Origin of the sequence: Nostoc sp. (assembly GCF_036919555.1) — a bacterium.
Classification (GTDB): Bacteria; Cyanobacteriota; Cyanobacteriia; order Cyanobacteriales; family Nostocaceae; genus Nostoc.
In genome coordinates, this window is sequence record NZ_JBALCS010000022.1 from 97,694 (window position 1) to 118,575 (window position 20,882).

Below are 20,882 nucleotides of genomic sequence, written 5' to 3' on the forward strand. Positions count from 1 at the left end.
CCCTTAGTGACTGTGGCATCATTGTCAAAAAATCTCTATCAACTCGTACTCATAAATGTATTTGTGGATGCAACTTACATAGAGATATTCTAAATCTTGCAAAACAAGCTAGGGATGGGCAATTCCGAAGTAACGCTAACGGACTAACGACCTCTACTTTGCTTGGCGAAAGTCTGGCCCGTGCAAGTAGCTAGGTAGATGTTAGAATCCCCTCGGCAATAGCTGCGGGGAGTGTCAACTTGAGATTCAGACATAATCAAGAATTGAGCGATCGCATCCCCATTTTTTCATTTAAATTGTCTTGTGTGCAAAAAAATGGAAAAATAAGGGTTTGAGATTATTCTCTGCCGAGAGTAAAAAAAGGGATAATACAAAATATTCTGTCGCACCCTCAATCAGTAAATATTTGTGGAAAAATCCTTAACATCTTCGTCTGGGAGTAATTCAGAGGCTTCGTCCAGTGTGAATGCACACTCAAAAATGTACATACCATCCCTCGATGGAATAAGAACTATTGCTTTCGTAATTGTTTTTTTATCCCATGCAGGACTTGCGAAGGTTTTTCCCGGAAGTTTCGGCGTAACAGTATTTTTCTTTCTCAGTGGTTACTTAATTACAACTCTTCTCAGGCAAGAGTACGATCGCTATGAGACTATTGATCTTAAGCTCTTCTATCTAAGACGAATCCTGCGTATTTGTCCGTCATTTTATCTAGTCTTAGGATTAGGAGCTGGCTTAACTGTCTTAGCATTACTTCCAGGAAAAATTCTTCTACCAGCCTTTATGGCTCAGTTTCTCCACTATACCAACTACTATGGAATTTTTTTTGGCGGTGGAATTACTGCCGGTAGTTGGGTATATTGGTCTCTGGCTGTTGAAGAACACTTCTATTTACTTTTTCCACTGTTTTATCTAGCTCTACGTAAACTGCGTGTGAGTTCACGCACGCAAATGCTAATCTTTTGGGGATTATGTTTAGCTGTCTTACTTTGGCGGTGTGTTCTAGTTTATGGTTTTACAGTACCTGAACTACGTGTATTTTGCTCAACAGATACGCGGGTAGATAGTATTCTTTTTGGTTGTGCATTGGCAGTCAGTGGTAATCCAATGCTGGATACACAAGATTACTCTAACAAACTCTGGAAGTATTTCTTTTTGCCTGTAGGAATAATTGTAATTCTTTTGACATGCCTATCTCGGTCGCCTGAGTTTCGACAAACTATTCGTTATACCATACAAGGAATTGCCTTATACCCAGTCTTTATTACCGCTATTCGCTTTCCCAATTGGGGATTATTCGCAGTGCTAAATTTAAAGTGGATGCGCTTTTTCGGTATACTTTCATACTCACTGTACCTCGTCCATTATACTGTGATATTCGCTGTTTGGAAGTATTTCCCCCAATTGCATAAAGTTCTCCAAACAGGAATTGCTCTATTAATTTCTTTTGGATTAGCCTATCTGATTTACCAGTTTATAGAGTTTCCCTTGGGACAGCTACGCAAAAAGTTTTCACGGGCATAACATGGCTGAGAGTGGGCTGTTTAATTCCCTAGAGATGGACTGAATTACAAGAGTTATTAGCAACAGGACTTACGCAAAAGATAACGAAAGTAGCGGTAATTCATGAATTACCGCTACGGAAGAATAATGCCTAAAGTCACACCGAAACACTTTTCAAACATCTTCTGAGAGCAAGGGAATTTAAATGCGAGAATAAATCTAAGTAAGTTGGCTTTAAAAAATCAAGATATGTGACGAAATGTAAAATCAGCAAATAGCTGATAAATTCCTCATTGCACAGTTTTTACAAAACTAAACATACATGGGTTTTATTGTGCCGACTTACTTATTATCTAAAATTACTTGACTTGCCCCTGGCTTGATTGCTATGAGTCAATCTAAAATCTAAAATCCAAAATTGGTTGACTATGGACGTTTTTCTAACCTTCTAAAAACGTTGAGAACCAAAAAAGTCAGCACAGCACCAATTAATCCTAACTGCCACAAACCACACCCGGCAGCAATTCCCAAAGCAGCTGAAACCCAAATAGCTGCTGCTGATGTCAGTCCGTGAATTTTAAGTCGCTGTGATTCTTGAGAAGATTGGCGGACAATTTCTCCAGCACCGAGAAATCCCACACCGGCTGCAATCCCCTGAATCACGCGGCTGAGTGCATCAGGACTGGACTGTGACGCACCTGTTTGCATAATTATGAGAGTAAACATCGCTGAACCCAAACTCACCAGTATATGAGTTCTTAAACCAGCTGGTTTGTGCCTAATTTGGCGTTCTAAGCCGATAATTGCTCCAATAAGCAATGCAAGGCATAGCCTGAAGCTGATATTTACCCAATCATTAGTTGCAAGGTAGTAAGTGTTTGGCAATGCTTAGTCTAGTATAGATAATTTTATATATTAGGCTATTTGGTAATATAGTTACAAAAATATAGCTTTTTTACGTGTAAATTAATATCTTCCATTATGAAGATTATTTTCCAATAAGATTTTATTTTGGTCAATAATAAAGGTTTGCATTCTTAAATTATGACAAGGATCATAATCTGGGTAAACGACATGACTTTTAAGTTTATTAAATAGTTTTTGACTATTTAAAATGACTGAACTTTAAAATTCTACCTTAAATTGCTAGATTTAACCCATACACTCAATAATTAAATATCATACCGCTATGTACAATCTCGTAAAAGAACTAAACCCCCGGTTTCAGAGAAGGAAGGCAATGAAGGAAAAAATTTGATTTATAAAGGAGTCGAATTACAGCAATACATCGTATATCCAGCAATTAACCGTAAATGCTGAAAAATGAATGCTCATAGTAGGGAGTCAGTGGATTGACGAGTGATAACGTATCAGGAAGAAATAGCTGTGGCTACAAATAGACAACTGACACTAACAAATTGAGTGGATAAACTCTACTGGCTAGACCAAATTAAACTACAAGACCGCGCCAAAGTAGGTGACAAAGCGTTTTACTTGAGTAGAATCACGCAGCGTGGCTATCCGGTGGTACCTGGTTTTGTCGTTTCGGCAGAAATTTTGCGACAATTTCTCGAAAATCTCAATAGTTCAGAGTCATTAGTGGCTGACTTACCCCATTCTTCGTTACACCTAGATGTAGCTAATTGGCGTCAACTTCAGCAGGTGGCTAGTCGCTTGCGCCAAGAAATTCTCACTGCGACTGTGCCACAGCAGTGGGTGAGTATAATTTTCCAAGCAGCTAGAGAATGGCAAACTGGCTGTTTGATTCTTCGACCTACCTTGGCAGTATCAACTACTACCCCAGGTATGAAGAATATATCTGGTTTGTTGGAGTCGGTGTTTTGCCAGTGCGAACCGGAAGCGATCGCTTGGGCATTAAAGCGTACCTGGAGCCAGATATTTCGTGCTAGAAGTCTACTATATTGGCAGCGAGCAGGAATTGACCTGCAACAAATAAATCTAGCTGTTTTGGTGCAACCTGTTGAAAATGCGATCGCTAGTGGCTTGCTCAGAGCCAACTCTTCTAGGTGGGAAATTGAAGCTACTTGGGGATTGGGAATTGCGATCGCTCTTGGCGAAGTCCAGCCAGATGTCTACTACATTCAACAGGAAACTGGGGTTGTGCTTGAGCAACAACTGGGCAATAAAATGCTGGCTTATGGTGTTGATAATGCAGCACCTGGAGCTTTTTCGCAAGCGGTGCCGAAGTCAGTACTAACAGCAGATCACACTTGTCTGAGTACCTACCTAATTGAGTCAGCCCAACAAAAACAGTACGCTTTACAAGAAGAATACTTACAACAAATAATTGCTCTGGGAACTCAACTGCTGAGTGAACTAGGTAAAACCTTTACCATTAAATGGACTATTGCTCAACAAACTATATCTGACAAGCTCTACATCACACAAGTTAGTACTCCCCAATCTGTAATTCCCCACGTACACTTCATTCGGGGACTAGGGGCAGCAGGGGGACGTGTTGTAGCGACTGCCCTGGTAATTATTAATCCCCAACAGAAACCCGAACAACTACCAAAGGGAGTAATTTTAGTAGTACCAGCGATCGCACCTGATTGGTTGCCATTACTGCAACAAGTTGCTGGTATTATTACTGAACAAGGCGGATTAACCAGCCATGCTGCCATTCTTGCCAGAGAATTAGGTATTGCAGCAGTAGTGAACGCAACATCTGCGACAAGCTTAATCCAAACTGGCGAACGACTGCTGCTCGATGGTGACAGAGGAGAAGTTTATCGGATTAAAGGAGACTCAAAGGAAGAGATGGAGAGAGGGGGAGAAGAAAATCTTCTTTTTGCCCATCGCCCCAACCCGAAAGCGCCCCATCCTGCTGTTACTTCTCATCTACCGGTGATTGCTACCCAACTGCTGGTTAACTTAAGTCAGTCCAGTTTAATAGAACAAGTGCAAAGCTTGCCTGTGGATGGGGTGGGATTGTTGCGCTCAGAATTGATGGTACTAAATATATTGTCCGGGCGACATCCCAATAGTTGGATTTTAAGCGGACGTCAGGCAGAATTGTTAGAGCTATGGTCTGAGCAGATTATGCAGTTTGCTCGTGCTTTTGCACCAAGACCAGTTTTTTATCGTTCTTTAGATTGGCCACAAGATTTAACATCATTGAGTGATAATTTACAATCTTCACCAAAGTCGATGTTAGGTGAACGTGGCACTTTTAGCTATTTACAAAATCCGGCAGTATTTGAGTTGGAACTGAAAGCTTTAGCGAGTGTACAGCAAGCCGGTTATAGCAATGTCAATCTACTGTTGCCTTTTGTGCGGACTGTGGAAGAATTTGTCTTTTGTCGTCGCAAAGTTGAGCAAGCTTTTTTAACTGAGGTGTCACAGTTTCAATTGTGGATGATGGCAGAAGTGCCAAGCGTACTGTTTTTACTGCCAGAATATGTTAAAGCAGGTGCAGCTGGAATTTCTATTGGTACAAACGACCTAACCCAATTACTGCTAGGAGTGGATCGAGAACAAGGACAGTTAGCAAAAATATTTAATGAACGTCATCCAGCAGTTATGAGGGCGATCGCTCAACTCATCAAAATGGCCAAAAGTGCCGGCATACCTTGTTCCATCTGCGGTCAAGCACCAGCCCTCTATCCCGAAATTATCGATAAGTTAGTGGAATGGGGTATAACTTCCATTTCTGTTGAACCGGAAGCAGTGGAGCGAACATATCAAGCGATCGCTCGTGCTGAACAACGCATAATTTTAGCAGCAGCACGACGAAAACTTCGTTAGTTAAGAATTATACCAATTTTTAATTCGTAATTCGTAATTAATAAAGTCAGACTCCATTTGGGTATAAAAATCATTATTGGGAAATTTAAGGCTTTATCCGCCAAATAAGCAGCTAAGTTGGTGTTGTACATAGCACATTCAACTTTATACAACACCATCAAAATGTTTAATATCGCAAAATTGCCGCAACGGCTGTGCTGACCAAATTTTTAAAGCGAATTGGGTCTTGTCGCACTTCTGGACCGACTGGGTGCGTTGGCATATAAATTGAAACACAATTTCCTTTTGGCTGTTCTATTAATGTCTTTATTTCCCCTCTAGAGATTAATTGCATATTATATCCCTCCTATCAATGTGATCAGATACATCAGACCAGACCATCGATATTCAATGATCTGATAGGACGTTATTTTCAGATGGTGACGGTTGAAGTTCAACCCTTTGCTTCTGAGTTTATTTCACCTCAAGCAGGAATTAGTTGCATCTTTCTTTTGACAGGCAATATTCATCAGGAGAATTACTAATTAAAACCCTAAATTTAAAAGCCAAAATCGCCACAAACATCAAATGTTTGGCGTGTTAGAGTTTGCGCGTCCTGAATTTATGCCTATTCTACTATCTCGTTGACTAAGACCTAAGGTTACTCGTTTCATAATCCAGTACAAACCTGTAAGTACCACAAAGGTGATAGTAATAATCACCAGGGGCTGTTTCCCAAGAATTTCTTCTACCCCTTTAGTCAGTACGGCATCGGGTTGAGTAATAAAATCCCAACTGTTGAAACGCAAAAATCGCCCCCAATAAACACCAACGGCACAGAGAAAATGGGTAATCAACTCAAAGCGCCAAATCCATTGGCTCTTGCCGATGCGATGTAAGTAGTAACCCCAATTAATTAACGATATTACGTAAGCTTCAAATCCACCGAGAATTACTAGCAAATACACAGGAATGAGTACTAAAGTAATCATCCACACCGATTGAATCTTACGGATATCGTCTATCAGGTGAATTACATCAGTCAACAAGTATGGTGCATTCGGTAAGAAAGCATAGAAAACTAAGAATCCTAGCCACCAAAGCCAAGAGCCACCACGCCGAAAGCGAAATAACCACACACTCAAAGCTAAAGGTATAAAAGCCAGAAATAAATTCCAAGTCATCCAACTCATATTAATTCGCAAGACCTGCACAACTCTGGCTATCAATTCTTCTTTCATAGGTGCTAACTCAGAAGACGTTTGATTGATCTAGATTCACTCTGTAGTGTTAGTGTTAACTTCAGTGATTGACTGATAAAATTTTTGTACCCCTAAGAAAATTTATTTACTCCCAGACTAAACAAGGCTTTTGTATCACTTAAAAGGAAATGCACCTGATATATCTCTGAAATTTAGAGTTTTTATGTCTTTCATACTGGGGGATGAAATTTATCAACCAATCGGCTTAAATCACTAGTATAGCCAGAAAATCATCAGGGTAAAATCCACGGCTGCGGTTCCATGGAGCGGACTTGTGCCGAGCAAAGCCGAGGTAAGCCGAGATGCTCAGTACAAGTCAGTACAAGTACCCAAATTCGATTATTCTGGCTGACTACAATATTTATTCATCTCATTCATTAAGGTATCCGACTGCTTGCCAATAGTTGTAGCTGTTGTCAGTGCTGAATCAATTTCGGCTCTAGCCTTTTGGATTTTTTCTCTACCAGATGCCGAGGCTTCTGCTGTCTTAGTCGCACCAAGCGCCCTACCTGCTTTAGCGATCGCTTGACTGAGATTCTGAAAAATTTGGACAAAACTGCTTTGAAATTCTTTCAGCTTGGGGTCTGTTAACTTCAGTTCCCCAATCGATTTTGTCACAAATTCCAAATCTTTAGACAGCTGTATGCTGGTGATCACTTGCGCTCCTTTATTTTTATCAATCAAAGAAGTTCCAGCATTCACAACTCGAATCAGTCGCTGGCACTGGGAAACTTTATTTTGGCTGCAACTAGTAATCAACAAAGCAATGCTCAGGCTCACAGGAGCAATAACGGTATATTTATGTAAAACAGACATTAACACCCCAACAACAATAAAACCAAGAATATAGTATCCAATATTACAGCTTAAGTTATTAACCCACGAGAAACTCTCAGTATTGGGATAGTCACCTTATATTTATATTCCGAGAGCAATATCTTGACCGCGTTTGCGTTGTCTTGGCTATGTTTTCATAAACTCTTTTAGTGATTTCACTCACTATTATGACACCTTGCACTTAGTCGTAATCACTACTTTATATTTATTTCTCTATTTTCTCACAAATGATTTTGGATTGGTATATTAGCCCTACTAATACTAAAAAGTCTTTGCATAACTCTTGGTAAACTGTAGATTTGCTGGCTTAATGGTACAGTATCAATTATTTGTATAAAAAATTATGTACGTGTACGCGATACCATAAAAATAAGTGGCTAAATTTAAAGTTTAGATAAAGTTGAGGAAAATATTTTGAATTGAGGTGTGGGAATTACTAAACTTTTCAGAACAGCTAACTGTAACAAAAGTATTCATAAAGCTTTGAGTAAGCAGGTTCAGTCAATAAGTCCAGCATTTGTTTGGCTCTATTTCCTTCAGCCTTTACACATCGTCGTTCTGTAATCTGAAATTATGAAGATAAACTCATCCAACTTGCTGTTAACGGTACCAACTGGCCCACTAAAAATTTCAGAGTTGCCCCCTAACCATGTGAGTACAAGTGGTGAATCTATCCATCTTTCTCTAGTAATTCCTACTTATAAAGAGCGTGATAACATCCAGAATGTAGTCAGCATATTGAGTCAGTTACTGGATGAATCTATTCCAGGAGACTATGAACTGATTGTGGTAGACGATGATAGCCCAGACCGAACTTGGGAAATAGCACAATCCTTGACCCCAGAATACCCCCAGTTGCGAGTGATGCGACGCCAAGAAGAACGGGGGCTTTCTTCAGCTGTGATTCGTGGGTGGCAAGCAGCGAGGGGGAGTGTGTTGGGGGTGATTGATGGAGATTTGCAGCATCCGCCAGAGGTGCTGATGCAACTGTTGCGTAGTGTTGAGCAGGGAGCAGATTTGGCAGTAGCCAGTCGTCATGTGGAAGGAGGCGGCGTTAGTAGCTGGAGTGTTGTCAGACGTTTCTTGTCTCGTGGCGCTCAGTTGTTAGGCTTGGTGATTTTACCGGGGGTACTGGGCAGAGTTTCCGACCCGATGAGTGGTTATTTTATGGTGCGTCGGAGTGCGATCGCCAATGCAACACTCAATCCCGTCGGATACAAAATTCTCCTAGAGGTAATCGGACGGGGAAAAGTAGACCAAGTTGCGGAAGTTGGGTATGTGTTTTGCGAACGCAAAGAGGGTGAGAGTAAAGTGACATGGAAGCAATATATAGATTACATCCACCACTTAGTACGGTTGCGGCTTTCCACAGGGCGGGTAGGACGATTGAGTAGAAAAGTCAATTTCCCGGTTGGTCGATTTCTGCGTTTTGGGTTAGTTGGCTTTAGTGGGGTATTTGTGGATATGACAGTACTTTACTTGCTTAGTGATCCGACTACCTTGGCTTGGCCAGTGACGGGCAGCAAAATTATTGCTGGTGAAATTGCTATTTTAAATAATTTCTTGTGGAATGACGCTTGGACATTTGCTGATGTCAGCGCCAGACAGCAAGAATGGCATCAACGCCTGAAGCGGTTTTTGAAATTTAACGCCATTTGCCTTGGTGGACTGGTATTGAATGTACTGATATTAAATCTAGTATTACATTTTCTTATTCCTAACCCCTATATTGCCAACCTGATTGCGATCGCAGTTGCTACAATCTGGAATTTCTGGATTAATTTGAAACTTAGCTGGCGCGTTACCGATGTGAAATAATCACAACGAGGGATTTGAGATTTTGATTTTTGTTTTTAGAACGAACTTAAATCTAAAACGTCAAATCTACAAATCCATTCCTTTGAGGCTAGGCAATGAGAGTTATTTTCCAAGGTGCATTCTATTTTTACAGAAAAATTATCTCGTTGCTACCAGTCTATGCTACCCATTTCCTGCCTCTGGCAAATGTAAACTCTGGCTCACAACATAAGTATTGGCATAATTGGCAGGTTCGCCTTCCTCCTTGGTGGGTTCACTCCTTGCTGAACTTAATGTGGTTGCTCATCGGTATTGGCTTGCGCCTAGCCAACTTGACTGCAAAGCCTCCTTGGACTGATGAGTTTTCCACCTTGGTGTTTAGCTTGGGGAATAATTTTTTATCAGTACCCCTAGATCAAGCGATCGCACCTGATATCCTATTGCAACCACTGCAACCAAACTCAGGCGCTAGTGTTGGTGATGTCATTCATAACTTAGTTACCCAAGATACCCATCCCCCACTCTATTTTGTGCTGGCTTACTTGTGGATGAAATTATTTCCCAGCGAAGGAGGATTAGTATCGCTGTTTGCGGCGCGATCGCTACCAGCTTTAATCGGTGCTGCCTCGATTCCATCTGCTTACGTATTAGGTAGGATAGCGTTTCGTTCGCCATTAGTGGGACACTTGGCTGCTGCCATGATGGCAGTATCACCCTACGGCATCTTTTTAGCACAAGAAGCGCGTCATTACAGTTTGGCAGCTTTATGGGTAACTGCTTCTCTCACCTGCTTAGTAATTGCCACACGTCATATTCAAAACCGCACACCTTTACCCATGTGGATAGTACTTTTATGGGTAGAAATTAATGCTTTAGGTGTTGCTACTCATTACTTCTTTACCCTCACCCTTTGCACAGAAGGTGTAGTTTTAATTTTTCTGGCTTGGCTTCAATTGCAGACTAGCAGCAAATTTTCTCTTTTCTTCTCTCCTCCCTGGCGGCGCATCTATGGCGTTATCACAGGTACTTTTGTGGCGAGTTTAATTTGGCTACCAATCTTTTTAGAGAATAGAAATCGGAGTAATTTGACCGAGTGGATTCAAGGTTCGCGCGTCGGACTAGATTGGTTCAGCCCAATTTTTCAAGCTTTAGGCACATGGATTACAATGATTTCCCTGTTACCAGTTGAATCTCCACAGCTATTGGTGATGATTCTTTCTGGACTGGTGATGCTGATTTTCTTTATTTGGGCAGTACCAATTTTGGTAAGTGGGATCAAGATTCAATTACAGCAACCAGAAAGCCGGATTATGATTCAGGTGTTTGCTGGAGTAGCTATCAGCGCGATCGCTTTATTCTTTATCTTTACGTACTTTTTGGGAATCGATCTGACTAGGGGTGCCCGTTATAACTTTGTTTACTTTCCCGCCGTTATTGTTTTACTAGGGGCAAGTCTCGCAGTTTGTTGGCATCCTCCCAAGGAATGGATAGGAAGAGAACAAGGGAAAAATAGGATAAAAAGCATCGGCAGATGGGGAATAAACGGGAAAAAAGCCGTGATGTTAATTTGGTTAATGGGATTTGTCAGTGCAGTTACAGTATTCTGCAATCTCGGCTATCAAAAATATTATCGCCCTGACCTGTTTGTGCAAATAATTCAACAAATATCCCCAGTGCCAGTACTGGTTGCCACTACCCACAAAACTTATGTACATACTGGGGAAATGATGGGGGTAGCTAGGGAGTTTAAACTTGCCAATTCACCCCAAAAACTTTTGTTTCTCCTTGCCCATCAAGACCAAGACCCGAATACTTCCACCATTGCTCTGGAAAATACTTTAAATAAATTACCACGACCTTTTGACTTGTGGCTGGTAAACTTTCACGCCCCCGTAGCAGAAACTGTCAAAACTTGCGTTATATCTGATACTCAATCTTTGCCAAGGGTGAACGGCTACGAATATCAACTTTATCACTGTCAGCAGAGTTAAATTACTTATAATACCATTTCTGTTTGAAGATGCGCCCATAAGACTGATACAAAACTACAGGCTGTAGGGGCAATTCATGAATTGCCCCTACATGAATAAAGCGCAGCCTTATATAGAATTGGTATAAGTAGGCAAGCTTTTATCACCCGCAGTCAAAAATCAGATTTCGGCGGCGACCTCGATAAACTCATGTGGAATATTAGAAGCAAAGTCAGCACTTGGCCATGCTTTGATTTGTTTTAACCATGCGTTTTCGCCAACAAACACACGGAATTTCATTGGCGAGGATAATTCCCAAGTTGCCATTGAAGACTTCGTGGTTGTAATTATTTGTCACCTGAATGATCTTATCGCCGTTAATTAACCCAATGCCTCATGCCTCAATCCATATGCGTCTTGTGGAAGTTCCTCAAATATCGATATCCATAGGAGACTAAAGAAAGAAGAACAAAATATATCTGACACGTTTTCAAGCAGCGAAGGCTGTAAATAGTTAAGGAGGATTTATGCGTGCAGTACTGATGGCAGGCGGTTCGGGAACCCGGCTTCGCCCGTTAACTTGCGATTTGCCCAAACCGATGGTGCCGATTCTAAATCGACCAATTGCCGAACATATTATCAATCTCCTCAAACGACATCAAATTACAGAAGTGATTGCCACATTGCATTATTTACCTGATGTCTTGCGAGACTACTTTCTAGATGGCAGCGATTTTGGTGTCCAGATGACCTATGCCGTTGAAGAAGATCAGCCTTTAGGTACAGCAGGCTGTGTGAAAAACATTGCTGAACTTCTTGATGAAACTTTTTTAGTGATTAGTGGCGATAGTATCACAGATTTCGACCTCACGGCAGCGATCGCATTTCACAAACAAAAGAAGTCAAAAGCTACTTTGATTTTGACTAGGGTTCCTAACCCGATTGAATTTGGGGTGGTGATTACCGATGAAGAAGGACGGATTCGGCGATTTTTAGAAAAACCCTCTAGTAGTGAGATTTTTTCTGATACCGTCAATACTGGCACTTATATTCTCGAACCAGAAGTTTTGGAATATCTGCCAGTAAACACTGAATCCGACTTTTCCAAAGACTTATTCCCCTTACTACTAGCAAAAGAAGAACCAATGTATGGTTACATTGCTCAAGGTTACTGGTGTGATGTTGGTCACTTAGATGCCTACCGCGAGGCTCAGTATGATGCTTTAGATCGGAAAGTGCAACTGGATTGTGCCTACAAAGAAGTTTCCCCTAACTTATGGGTAGGCCAAAATACTTATATCGACCAGACGGCTGTGATTGAAGCCCCAGCAGTGATTGGTGACAATTGCCGCATCGGGGCAAGAGTACAGATTGAGGCAGGAACCGTAATTGGGGATAATGTCACTATTGGTGCTGATGCCAATCTCAAACGCCCCATAGTGTGGAATGGGGCAATCATTGGCGAAGAAGCACATCTTTCTGCCTGTGTGATTTCCCGTGGCACTCGTGTAGACCGCCGCGCCCAAGTATTAGAAGCTGCGGTTGTGGGTTCGCTTTCCACGGTGGGAGAAGAAGCCCAAATTAGCCCCGGTGTGCGCGTTTGGCCGAGTAAAAAGATTGAGTCAGGGGCAATTTTAAACATTAACTTGATTTGGGGGAACACCGCCCAACGGAATTTATTTGGGCAGCGTGGCGTGCAAGGATTAGCTAATATCGACATCACCCCAGAATTCGCCGTGAAATTGGGATCTGCTTACGGTTCGACCTTGAAACCTGGTTCTAAGGTAACGGTTTCCCGTGACCAACGTAATGTCTCTCGAATGGTGACGCGATCGCTGATTGCTGGTTTAATGTCAGTAGGTGTTGATATTCAAAACCTCGATGCTACAGCTATCCCCATTGCCCGCACGGTTATACCCACAATGTCCGTAGCTGGTGGTATCCATGTGCGGGTACACCCCGATCGCCCTGACTACATTCTGATTGAATTCATGGATGCTAAGGGCATTAATATCTCCAAATCTCTGGAAAAGAAAATTGAAGGGGCTTACTTTAAGGAGGATATGCGGCGGGCGCTAATTCATGAAATTGGCGATGTATCTTATCCCAGCCAAGTCATTGACCGTTACTGCACTGCTTTTGAGAAGCTGTTGCATGTTCATACACTCCGCAACAGTCGGGCAAAAGTGGTGATTGACTATGTTTATGCCGTATCAGGGGCAGTTTTACCCCAAATGTTGGATAAATTTGGTGCTGATGCAGTGGTGCTGAATGCCAGTGTGAATAAAACGGCGATGTCAGTAACTGACCGAGAAGGACTGCTGACTCAGTTAGGTCATGTAGTCGAGGCGTTGAAAGCTAACTTTGGTGTGCAAGTCACGGCTAATGGAGAGCAGCTGATTTTAGTTGATGAATCAGGCTTCCCAATTCGGGGAGAAATGTTAACAGCACTGATGGTAGACATGATTCTAACGGCTAACCCCAGAGGAACAGTAGTAGTGCCAGTTCATGCTTCCAGTGCTATTGAACAAGTCGCCCGTCGCCACGATGGCAGAGTGATTCGCACTAAAGCCAACCCTACAGCCTTAATGGAGGCTTGCCAGACAAATCCAAATGTGGTAATAGGAGGTAGTGGAGAGACTGGTTTTATTTTTCCGCAACTGCATCCGGGATTTGATTCCATGTTCTGCATTGCTAAAATAATTGAGATGTTGACTATACAGGAGCGATCGCTTGCTGCTGCCCGGTCAGAATTGCCTCGTGTAATTCACAAAACTTATACAGTACGCTGCCCGTGGACAGCCAAGGGTGCTTTGATGCGTTACTTGGTGGAAACTCACCCAGCCCAAAACCTAGAACTCATCGATGGGGTGAAAATTTGTCAACCCTACGATGACAGCTGGCTGTTAGTTTTACCAGATGCCAGCGAACCACTGGTACATTTGTATGCAAATAGTAACGATCGCGATTGGGTAGATGAGACTATAAGAAACTACCGCAGCCGTGTCCAAACATTTGTTGAAAGACAACAGGAGTATCTTCCTGCGGAAGTTTGATTAATCAATTATCAGTGAGCAGTTATCAGTATTTAAAGATAACTGCTCACTTCCAAGAGTCAGCAAAAATGTAGATTCAGTAGCAGGTTTATTCCAACTAGTCTTTGTCGATGTTGTAATATTGGATAGGCGCACCCCACCGTAGGCATCGCTTCATAAAAAAATACTGCATTTCCTACCAAATAACATTTACATCGTACTGCGAAATTAAAGGATCTATAGTCAGAATTGGTAGATTTTCCACTTGGCTTTGGGCAACCAGTATTCGGTCAAATGGATCTTTATGATGAATTGGGAGATGATAAACTCTAACAGCGTGACTTATATGTATTGGTAAGCTTTCAATAGAATTAATGAACAATTGCTCAGAAATAAACTACTCTGGATTTTTTGGCAAAAGCAACTTACCTAGCTGGGCTTTAGTGGCTATTTCCCAAGTACTAGCTGCACTGAAAAATAACTCATTGTTGCTATCACTGATAGTTGCCCTAACCATAGATGATAAACGAGAATTATCAGTGATCCACCAAAGAAAACTATGAGTATCAAAAAGTAATCTCATCCTTCAAAACTAGCCAGTATATCATCAGGTAAAGGAGCATCAAAATCTGGAGCAATTGTAATTAATCACTTAGCACTTTTTGGTATTCGCTTGGGAGGATTTTGATTAATAGGTGCTAAAGGGCCAATTGATACAACTATGGCAGGCACGGAACTATTCAGAATGTCAGGATTTTGAGTAACAGGTACTAAACGGGCAATTGCTACTCCGTCTTGAGTAATTGTAATTTCTTCGCCCCGACTCACCCGATTCAAAAGTTCAGAAAAAGCAACTTCTGCTTCTTGAATATTAATGTTTACAGTCATAGCAAAGCTTCTCCTAAAAGCTAAAGCTTGCTTTTATTATTCTTTTCTATTCTACAGAGGAGCAGATAACTAAGCTATAAATCCTCATGAATTCTCCTCCAGTATTAACGTAGACTCAGCAGTACGCCCAAATTCTTCAGGCGCATATTGCAAGTGAACTTGGGCACCAGGCCAGGAAAATGTACCAGGAGTAACAGAACGGACTAAATAATGCAGACTATAAACTCCTGGTTCCAGGTGATCGGCGTAGGCGATAATGCGATCGCGGTAGATATTTTTAAAGCCAAGTTCCCAGCTATCGGCTTTTGCTTGTAATGCAACTGTGGTAGTTTGAAAACTTGCATCCACCGCCTCAAAACCTGATGGTAGCGGATCTTTAATTACCAGATGATCTACAGAATGATCAACGATGATCTCTAAACCAATATCAAACACCTTTCCAGACGCTAAAGTCAAGGGTTTATCGAAAGCGTAAAGACCTGTTTTTTGTAAAACTTTCTCTTCATTTGCTTGACTAATTCCTCGTGTTATGCGTAGACCGTTAAACCTACCTGGTTGATTTCCCTGCAACCGATAATTATAAGCAACTAGATAGTGCAAAGTCCCATTACCTGATTTTTGTAGTGTTAAATCATTACGACCACGAGGTAATTGATTCATCGGCACATTTAGCTGTAAACTAGGATTTTGATAGCCGTTAAACGTATTTTCTGCTAACTTATTACCAGCTAATTGCACTGTGGCAACAAAATTAGGCGGCGTGGGTTGCAGTTGACTATATTCTACTAAAGCTGTTAATGCTTGGGCATTATTATAGTTAGTTTGCCATGTGCCATTCCGTCGCAGTGCCAGAAGACTTTGGAATAACTTATCTATAACTTCGGGTTTACTTTGCTTGGCAATAAATAAGCGTAAAGCTTGTGCTTGCGTCGTCGTAGATGAACTCATCCATCCCCAACTACTTGGTAAACTTACAACTGCTGTGCGACCAGTTTCATATATATTCTGTTGTAACTTGTTCACTAATTGTTGAGATTCATCTTGCCATTCTGGGAATTGAGATAAGTATCGCGCTAGTTTAATTTGAGTTACTACATCAAAGTTGTTGCGCTGTTCATAAATATCTGCAAGAAAAGTATTGCGCTTTTCACCCAATTGTGCTAGTGCTATTAAAGCATTAAGTTGCAGTTGTCTTTTACACAGTTGCTGTTTGCAAAAATCGTATTCTCCAGGATTCGCCAGAACTTTTTGCAAATAAGCTTTCAGGCTAGACACCATTGCAGAATCGACTAAATTAGGGAACACCTGACTGGCTTTAGCCAAAGATTCACCCGCATAAGAAGAAACCCAAGGGTCAGATTTTTCTTGTCCGGGGAAAGCAGCAAAACCACCATCGGCTATTTGGAGTTTTTTTAATTGTTCAATTGCTTGATTTCCCTGTTGGGTGGGATTAAATTCTGCAAATGCCTGACCATATTTTTGGGCGATAGTTTGCAGATTAGCAGCAATCATTAATTGACTGGCCGCCGGTTCTGTGAACGGCAAATCATTATCTTCTAAAACCTGCTTTGCTGGTGCTTGAATCTCCGGTATCAAACTACTCGCCAACTGAATATCTAAACCTCCCGCATCAGGGAAGGTATTTTTATCAATATTCAGGGGAATCTTCACCTGTTTTTCAGTGACACCAGTTTCAACGACTTGTTCTGTAATTTCAACTGGCTTAATTTCCAAAGGTACTTCAAAAGCATCTGCGGCTGTATTTAGCTGAGTGGTAAAGCGAACTTTACCAACTCCCACACTATCCGCCAGCATTGGAAAGCGATAAGCATGAGTTGCGGATTCAGCTTTGGTTTGGAAAGAAGTAGCTGTGGGGTTTTCCTTAGCAAACTTCACATTCCCGCTAAGTTCGCCATTAATTGAGAGATTTCCTGTATTCCCGGTGTTGTTAGTTACAGATAAACCAGCAAGGATGCGATCGCCTGGACGGGCAAACTGTGGCAAGATGGCATTAGTTAGCAGTGGTTTTGTGGTGATAAACGTCGCGTCTGCATTCCCGAAACGCAGATTTCCATCAGTGGCCACAGCCATCACCCGCCATGTCGTTAAATCATCTGGCAATTTAAAGGTTATCTGTGCATTACCATTAGCATCGGTGAGAACAGAACCGTTGTAGTAAGCTAAAGCTTTAAAATCGGTGCGAGTGCGAGTATTTGCTGCACCAGTTGAGAAACCACCGCCATAACCCCAACCTTTGGGTTTAGCTACATCTTGTGGTTGTAAAATTACATCCGGTCGATTATCGCTAAAGCGGGTAGATATTGGCTGTTCTGCATAAACTGTATCCACCAAATCTGGCGGACGATAACCAGAAAGTTGTAACACCGCCTCATTTACCACCATGACTGTAAACTGTCCTTTGGTGGGATTTCCTTGATTATCCTTCAATTCTAGTTTTATTGTTTCCTCTGCACCAGGTTCTAATGATGCTTGCACTGGCTTAACTTGCAGTTTTAAATACTTATCTTCTAAGTTAACTTTAAAAGGTGTAAAACCAATCTTCACCAAGTTATCTAAACTGGGTGCATCCACTTGGTTTATGGGTTTACCTTGCCTTACTAATACAGCTTCGATGGCTGCATTTGGCAGCATTTCTGGCGTAACTTGAAACTGAATTTTTGGTGTGCCTCCCTGAACTTTGGTAATCTGCTGATAAAGAGGTTTGTCTTTAATCACAGCAAAGTACAATTCTGCATCTGGATAGGGAGATTGAATTAGTGCAGTAGCGGTTTCACCCGGTTTAAACTCTTTTTTATCTAATTTTACTTCTAATACATCTTTTTCTCCCGAACCCCAAAATACTGAATTTCCTCCAGTTGCCCAAATTTGTAAATCTGTGGCACTTAATTCAGATTTGGCATCGCTAAAATTAACTCTAATCCGATAGGAACTAGATTCCGGCGCTGTCAAACTTACCGATTGCGGATTGCTAGCAGATGTAATTTCTGCTTGTCCTACTGTTTTATATTCAACTTGATTTTTTGGAGTTCGGCTACCTTCAACTAATTGGGTGACGCTGCTATATTTAATCTGTTGTAATTCCAGACGCACCCGTTGACCTGTTATCGGTTTTCCTGTAGGGTCAGTAACAATCACTTCAATGGGAAAAGCCTTACCAGCATCAGCAATAAAATTACTTTTTAACCCGATAAGGCGATTACTCGGTAAGACTGTAAAAGTTTTTAAATTTGCTACAGACAGATTAGAAACATCTGCAACTTGCACATCTACTCGGTAAGTCATCGGATATGGTAAATCATTAGCCACATTTACACTTTGACTACTTTTACCACTAGCATCTAGCTGGGTATTAGTTTGCAACACATCACTAGATATGGTAGGAGTTTCCTCCGGCCATAACCATTGTCTACCAAAAGCAAATTCCTCCCAACCTTTAGGAATAAAATTAGCCTGCTGACGAGTAATAAAGTATTTTACTTCTCCACCTTGTACAGGCGCACCAAATAAATAATTACTTGTAGCATTAATATCAACTTTATCGTCAATGAGAGCAAATTCTTTATCTAAGTTGAGTTCGACTTTAAAGTTAGGTGGCTTAAACTCAGCTATCCGAAATTCTCCAGAAATTTCTTGCCCGTTCTTTCCCTTAGCCTGGATTGTATGATAGCCTAAGCGCTGAGTATTTTTGATTGGCAGTTCCAGAGAAAATGTGCCAAATTCATTTGTAGTTTGCGTACCTAAATTGGTCTTTTGTCCATCAGGATTTACCAAGGTTAATTGGTAAACAGCATTTTTATCTTGCTGGATTGCACCATTTTGTAAATAGTCCGCGAAACCAGTTAACCAAGCTTTTTCTCCTGGTTGATACAACTGTCTATCTGAAAAAATTACCCCGCGTGATTCGGGTTTAGCATCTTGCCAACCTGCATCGATACCATATCCATAAACGCCGCTATATTCTTCTGTTCTAGCGAATGCCCAATCTTGATTTTCACGGGCGATAACTAATAATTGTGGTGATTTAGTAGAGCTTTCATTCCCAGAATAACATTGCGGTAATCCTTCACGAACAATTCTAAAAGTTCCATTTTCATCAGTTTTACCTGTTGCACAAGGTACAGGTTCCGGGTGAGATTTTGCCTGTAATTTTGATTGATAAATTTCAATAGCAGCCCCTTGAACTGGTGAACCATCTGTAAGATGATTGACGCGAATTAAGCCTGACTCAGGAAACCACTGAGTGAATATGCCCAAATTCGTAAATTCAACTAGGCCATAAGTTGTCGGTTCTCGCCACAGTTCCTTACCATTCTCCTGATATTTATTAGTGCGGGCTTGCACTCCATAAGCTAACATTCCCGTAGCAGCACTTATTTTTTCTCGGAGAGGAACAGCAATGTCAAGTGATTGATTTTTCTTACCCGATACCTTAAAGCTTTGCCAATCAGAAGGGTTTGGTAATAAATCACTACTATTATTAAAATAAACTAAATCTGTCGGGTTAACTACTCGATAAGCGGCTTTGTACTTAGATTCTGGCAGATTTCCCGCACTAATATTTAGTTGTAAATCTTTACCTGTGGGGAAAATATTCAAATCTGATGGTACCCAGATATCCCCAGCTAAATCTCCAGTATCATATTTAACTGTGACAGGTTTACCCAAAGTTTGTCCAAACTTATCTTTGAGATTAGCACCCATAGTAATTGTATAAGTCTTGGCGGGTTCTAACGCATAAGGATTGATGCCGACAATTTTATCTTCATCATTTACTTGTATAATTCTCGAAATTTCTTTTGGTGCTGGATTAATAGTAATATTTTCTTTAGCTGAATCTGGCAGTAAGACATTATTAAATTCTAGCTGTGGACTGCCTTTAAGAAATCTTCCAAAAGTTCCACCTGCATCTGGCTGTCCGTAAAAGTTAATTTTCTGAAATGCCAAAGGCGAATAAGTTACTAACTTACTGGCAAATTCTTTCGCTGTAGTTAGATTACCATAAGCCGGACGTATTCCGGGAGAAAATACCAGGCGATAACGAGTTGCTTTTTCGAGATTTTGCTGGGGGATGAGGTTATAAATCCAATTGCGTGCCGAAGGGTCAAATTTTTCTAAAGGGTCTTCTTCGTTTTTTAATGGTTTTTCTTCTTTGTTTAATTCGACTTTAAAACCTGTAACTTTATTTTGTCCTTCGGGAATTAACTGTAAATGTTTTTGGACAGAAGCTAAATCTAATTCTACATTGGAAGTAAATTGTAACTTCTGTTGTAAATCAATTGGTTCAACATCAGCCTTCTCAACGGGATTGACACCAGGTAAATTAGTCAGGTTGATAGATTCGGTATTGAAAGTCCAAGGTAAATCTTTGTCTAGGCGATGATTTTTTAAATCGGCTAAACCTGCTTTAAGAGTGACTTGAAATCTTGTCGCTATTGGCAATGCTTTATCTGCTTGAAATCCCACCATACGCGGTGTTAAAAAGCGAAATTGACCGGGTAAAGGTGGCCAAAGGGCAAATTTTTGTAATAGCTTTTGCTGTTCTGGACTATCAAGACTTTCAACTGGGATTAAAGCTTCTTTAAAACGGATACGAATTTGGTTAAGAGATTTCGCATCCCCAATAGGACTAATTTGTTCAATCCAGTCTGGTAGTTTTGGTGGTGTGAGTGGGGAAACTGCTGGGAGTTGTTCTTTACTTGAGTTGATACCAAAAAAATTACACCCTGCCATTCCTAACATAAATGTAAAGAGAAGAATAAACTGTATTTTTCTCTTGCGCCTTGAGGAATGACTAATTTTTTTTAACGAACCGCTAAGAACGC

Annotated in this window: 13 protein-coding genes and 1 pseudogene; 6 read left to right on the forward strand and 8 right to left on the reverse strand. The window is 41.1% G+C overall.

From position 1 onward, the window contains the following. Positions 1–5 precede the first annotated feature (5 nt). Positions 6–194, forward strand: a pseudogene (locus tag V7K36_RS08090) (RNA-guided endonuclease TnpB family protein); the annotation flags it as partial. Positions 195–480: 286 nt separating this feature from the next. Continuing rightward, positions 481–1,524, forward strand: coding sequence for an acyltransferase family protein (locus V7K36_RS08095; RefSeq protein ID WP_335114692.1), 1,044 nt, complete (start codon positions 481–483; stop codon positions 1,522–1,524). 405 nt (positions 1,525–1,929) lie between these two features. On the opposite strand, the gene V7K36_RS08100 is transcribed toward V7K36_RS08095, so the two are convergent. Further along, positions 1,930–2,388 carry an MgtC/SapB family protein gene (locus tag V7K36_RS08100; protein WP_335114694.1) on the reverse strand — a complete coding sequence of 153 codons (459 nt, stop codon included), beginning with the start codon at positions 2,386–2,388 and terminating at the stop codon, positions 1,930–1,932. A gap of 537 nt (positions 2,389–2,925) precedes the next feature. Here V7K36_RS08100 and V7K36_RS08105 point away from each other — a divergent pair. Next, entirely contained in the window at positions 2,926–5,271 is a 2,346-nt protein-coding gene (locus V7K36_RS08105) for a putative PEP-binding protein (RefSeq protein ID WP_335114696.1), read from the forward strand. A 166-nt stretch (positions 5,272–5,437) separates the two neighbouring features. Here V7K36_RS08105 and V7K36_RS08110 read toward each other — a convergent pair whose 3' ends face one another. The 3 genes from V7K36_RS08110 to V7K36_RS08120 form a co-directional block, all read right to left on the reverse strand. Next, entirely contained in the window at positions 5,438–5,605 is a 168-nt protein-coding gene (locus V7K36_RS08110; RefSeq protein WP_335114698.1) for a hypothetical protein, read from the reverse strand. A 229-nt stretch (positions 5,606–5,834) separates the two neighbouring features. Next, a complete protein-coding gene (locus V7K36_RS08115; protein WP_335114700.1) occupies positions 5,835–6,491 on the reverse strand; it encodes a DUF1361 domain-containing protein in 657 nt (218 codons plus the stop codon). A 360-nt stretch (positions 6,492–6,851) separates the two neighbouring features. Further along, positions 6,852–7,328: a hypothetical protein gene (locus V7K36_RS08120; RefSeq protein WP_334825309.1), complete on the reverse strand. Its 477-nt coding sequence runs from the start codon at positions 7,326–7,328 to the stop codon at positions 6,852–6,854. A gap of 594 nt (positions 7,329–7,922) precedes the next feature. Between V7K36_RS08120 and V7K36_RS08125 the strand changes: the two genes are divergently transcribed. Next, positions 7,923–9,167, forward strand: coding sequence for a glycosyltransferase (locus V7K36_RS08125; RefSeq protein WP_335114702.1), 1,245 nt, complete (start codon positions 7,923–7,925; stop codon positions 9,165–9,167). Positions 9,168–9,439: 272 nt separating this feature from the next. Continuing rightward, a complete protein-coding gene (locus tag V7K36_RS08130) occupies positions 9,440–11,137 on the forward strand; it encodes a glycosyltransferase family 39 protein (RefSeq protein ID WP_335114743.1) in 1,698 nt (565 codons plus the stop codon). A gap of 159 nt (positions 11,138–11,296) precedes the next feature. Here the strand turns inward: V7K36_RS08130 and V7K36_RS08135 are convergent, their stop codons facing one another. Continuing rightward, a complete protein-coding gene (locus V7K36_RS08135) occupies positions 11,297–11,443 on the reverse strand; it encodes a hypothetical protein (protein ID WP_335114704.1) in 147 nt (48 codons plus the stop codon). Positions 11,444–11,643: 200 nt separating this feature from the next. Between V7K36_RS08135 and V7K36_RS08140 the strand changes: the two genes are divergently transcribed. Continuing rightward, a complete protein-coding gene (locus V7K36_RS08140; RefSeq protein ID WP_335114706.1) occupies positions 11,644–14,172 on the forward strand; it encodes a mannose-1-phosphate guanyltransferase in 2,529 nt (842 codons plus the stop codon). A 376-nt stretch (positions 14,173–14,548) separates the two neighbouring features. Here the strand turns inward: V7K36_RS08140 and V7K36_RS08145 are convergent, their stop codons facing one another. The 3 genes from V7K36_RS08145 to V7K36_RS08155 all read right to left on the reverse strand — a co-directional run bounded on the left by V7K36_RS08145 (position 14,549) and on the right by V7K36_RS08155 (position 20,790). Then, positions 14,549–14,734 (reverse strand): type II toxin-antitoxin system VapC family toxin, encoded by a 186-nt coding sequence (locus V7K36_RS08145; protein ID WP_335114708.1) that lies wholly within the window; start codon positions 14,732–14,734, stop codon positions 14,549–14,551. Positions 14,735–14,799: 65 nt separating this feature from the next. Next, entirely contained in the window at positions 14,800–15,039 is a 240-nt protein-coding gene (locus V7K36_RS08150; RefSeq protein ID WP_335114710.1) for a type II toxin-antitoxin system Phd/YefM family antitoxin, read from the reverse strand. An 84-nt stretch (positions 15,040–15,123) separates the two neighbouring features. After that, the gene (locus tag V7K36_RS08155) at positions 15,124–20,790 is read right to left on the reverse strand and encodes an alpha-2-macroglobulin family protein (RefSeq protein WP_335114712.1); all 5,667 of its coding nucleotides are present in this window, start codon (positions 20,788–20,790) and stop codon (positions 15,124–15,126) included. Positions 20,791–20,882 lie beyond the last annotated feature (92 nt).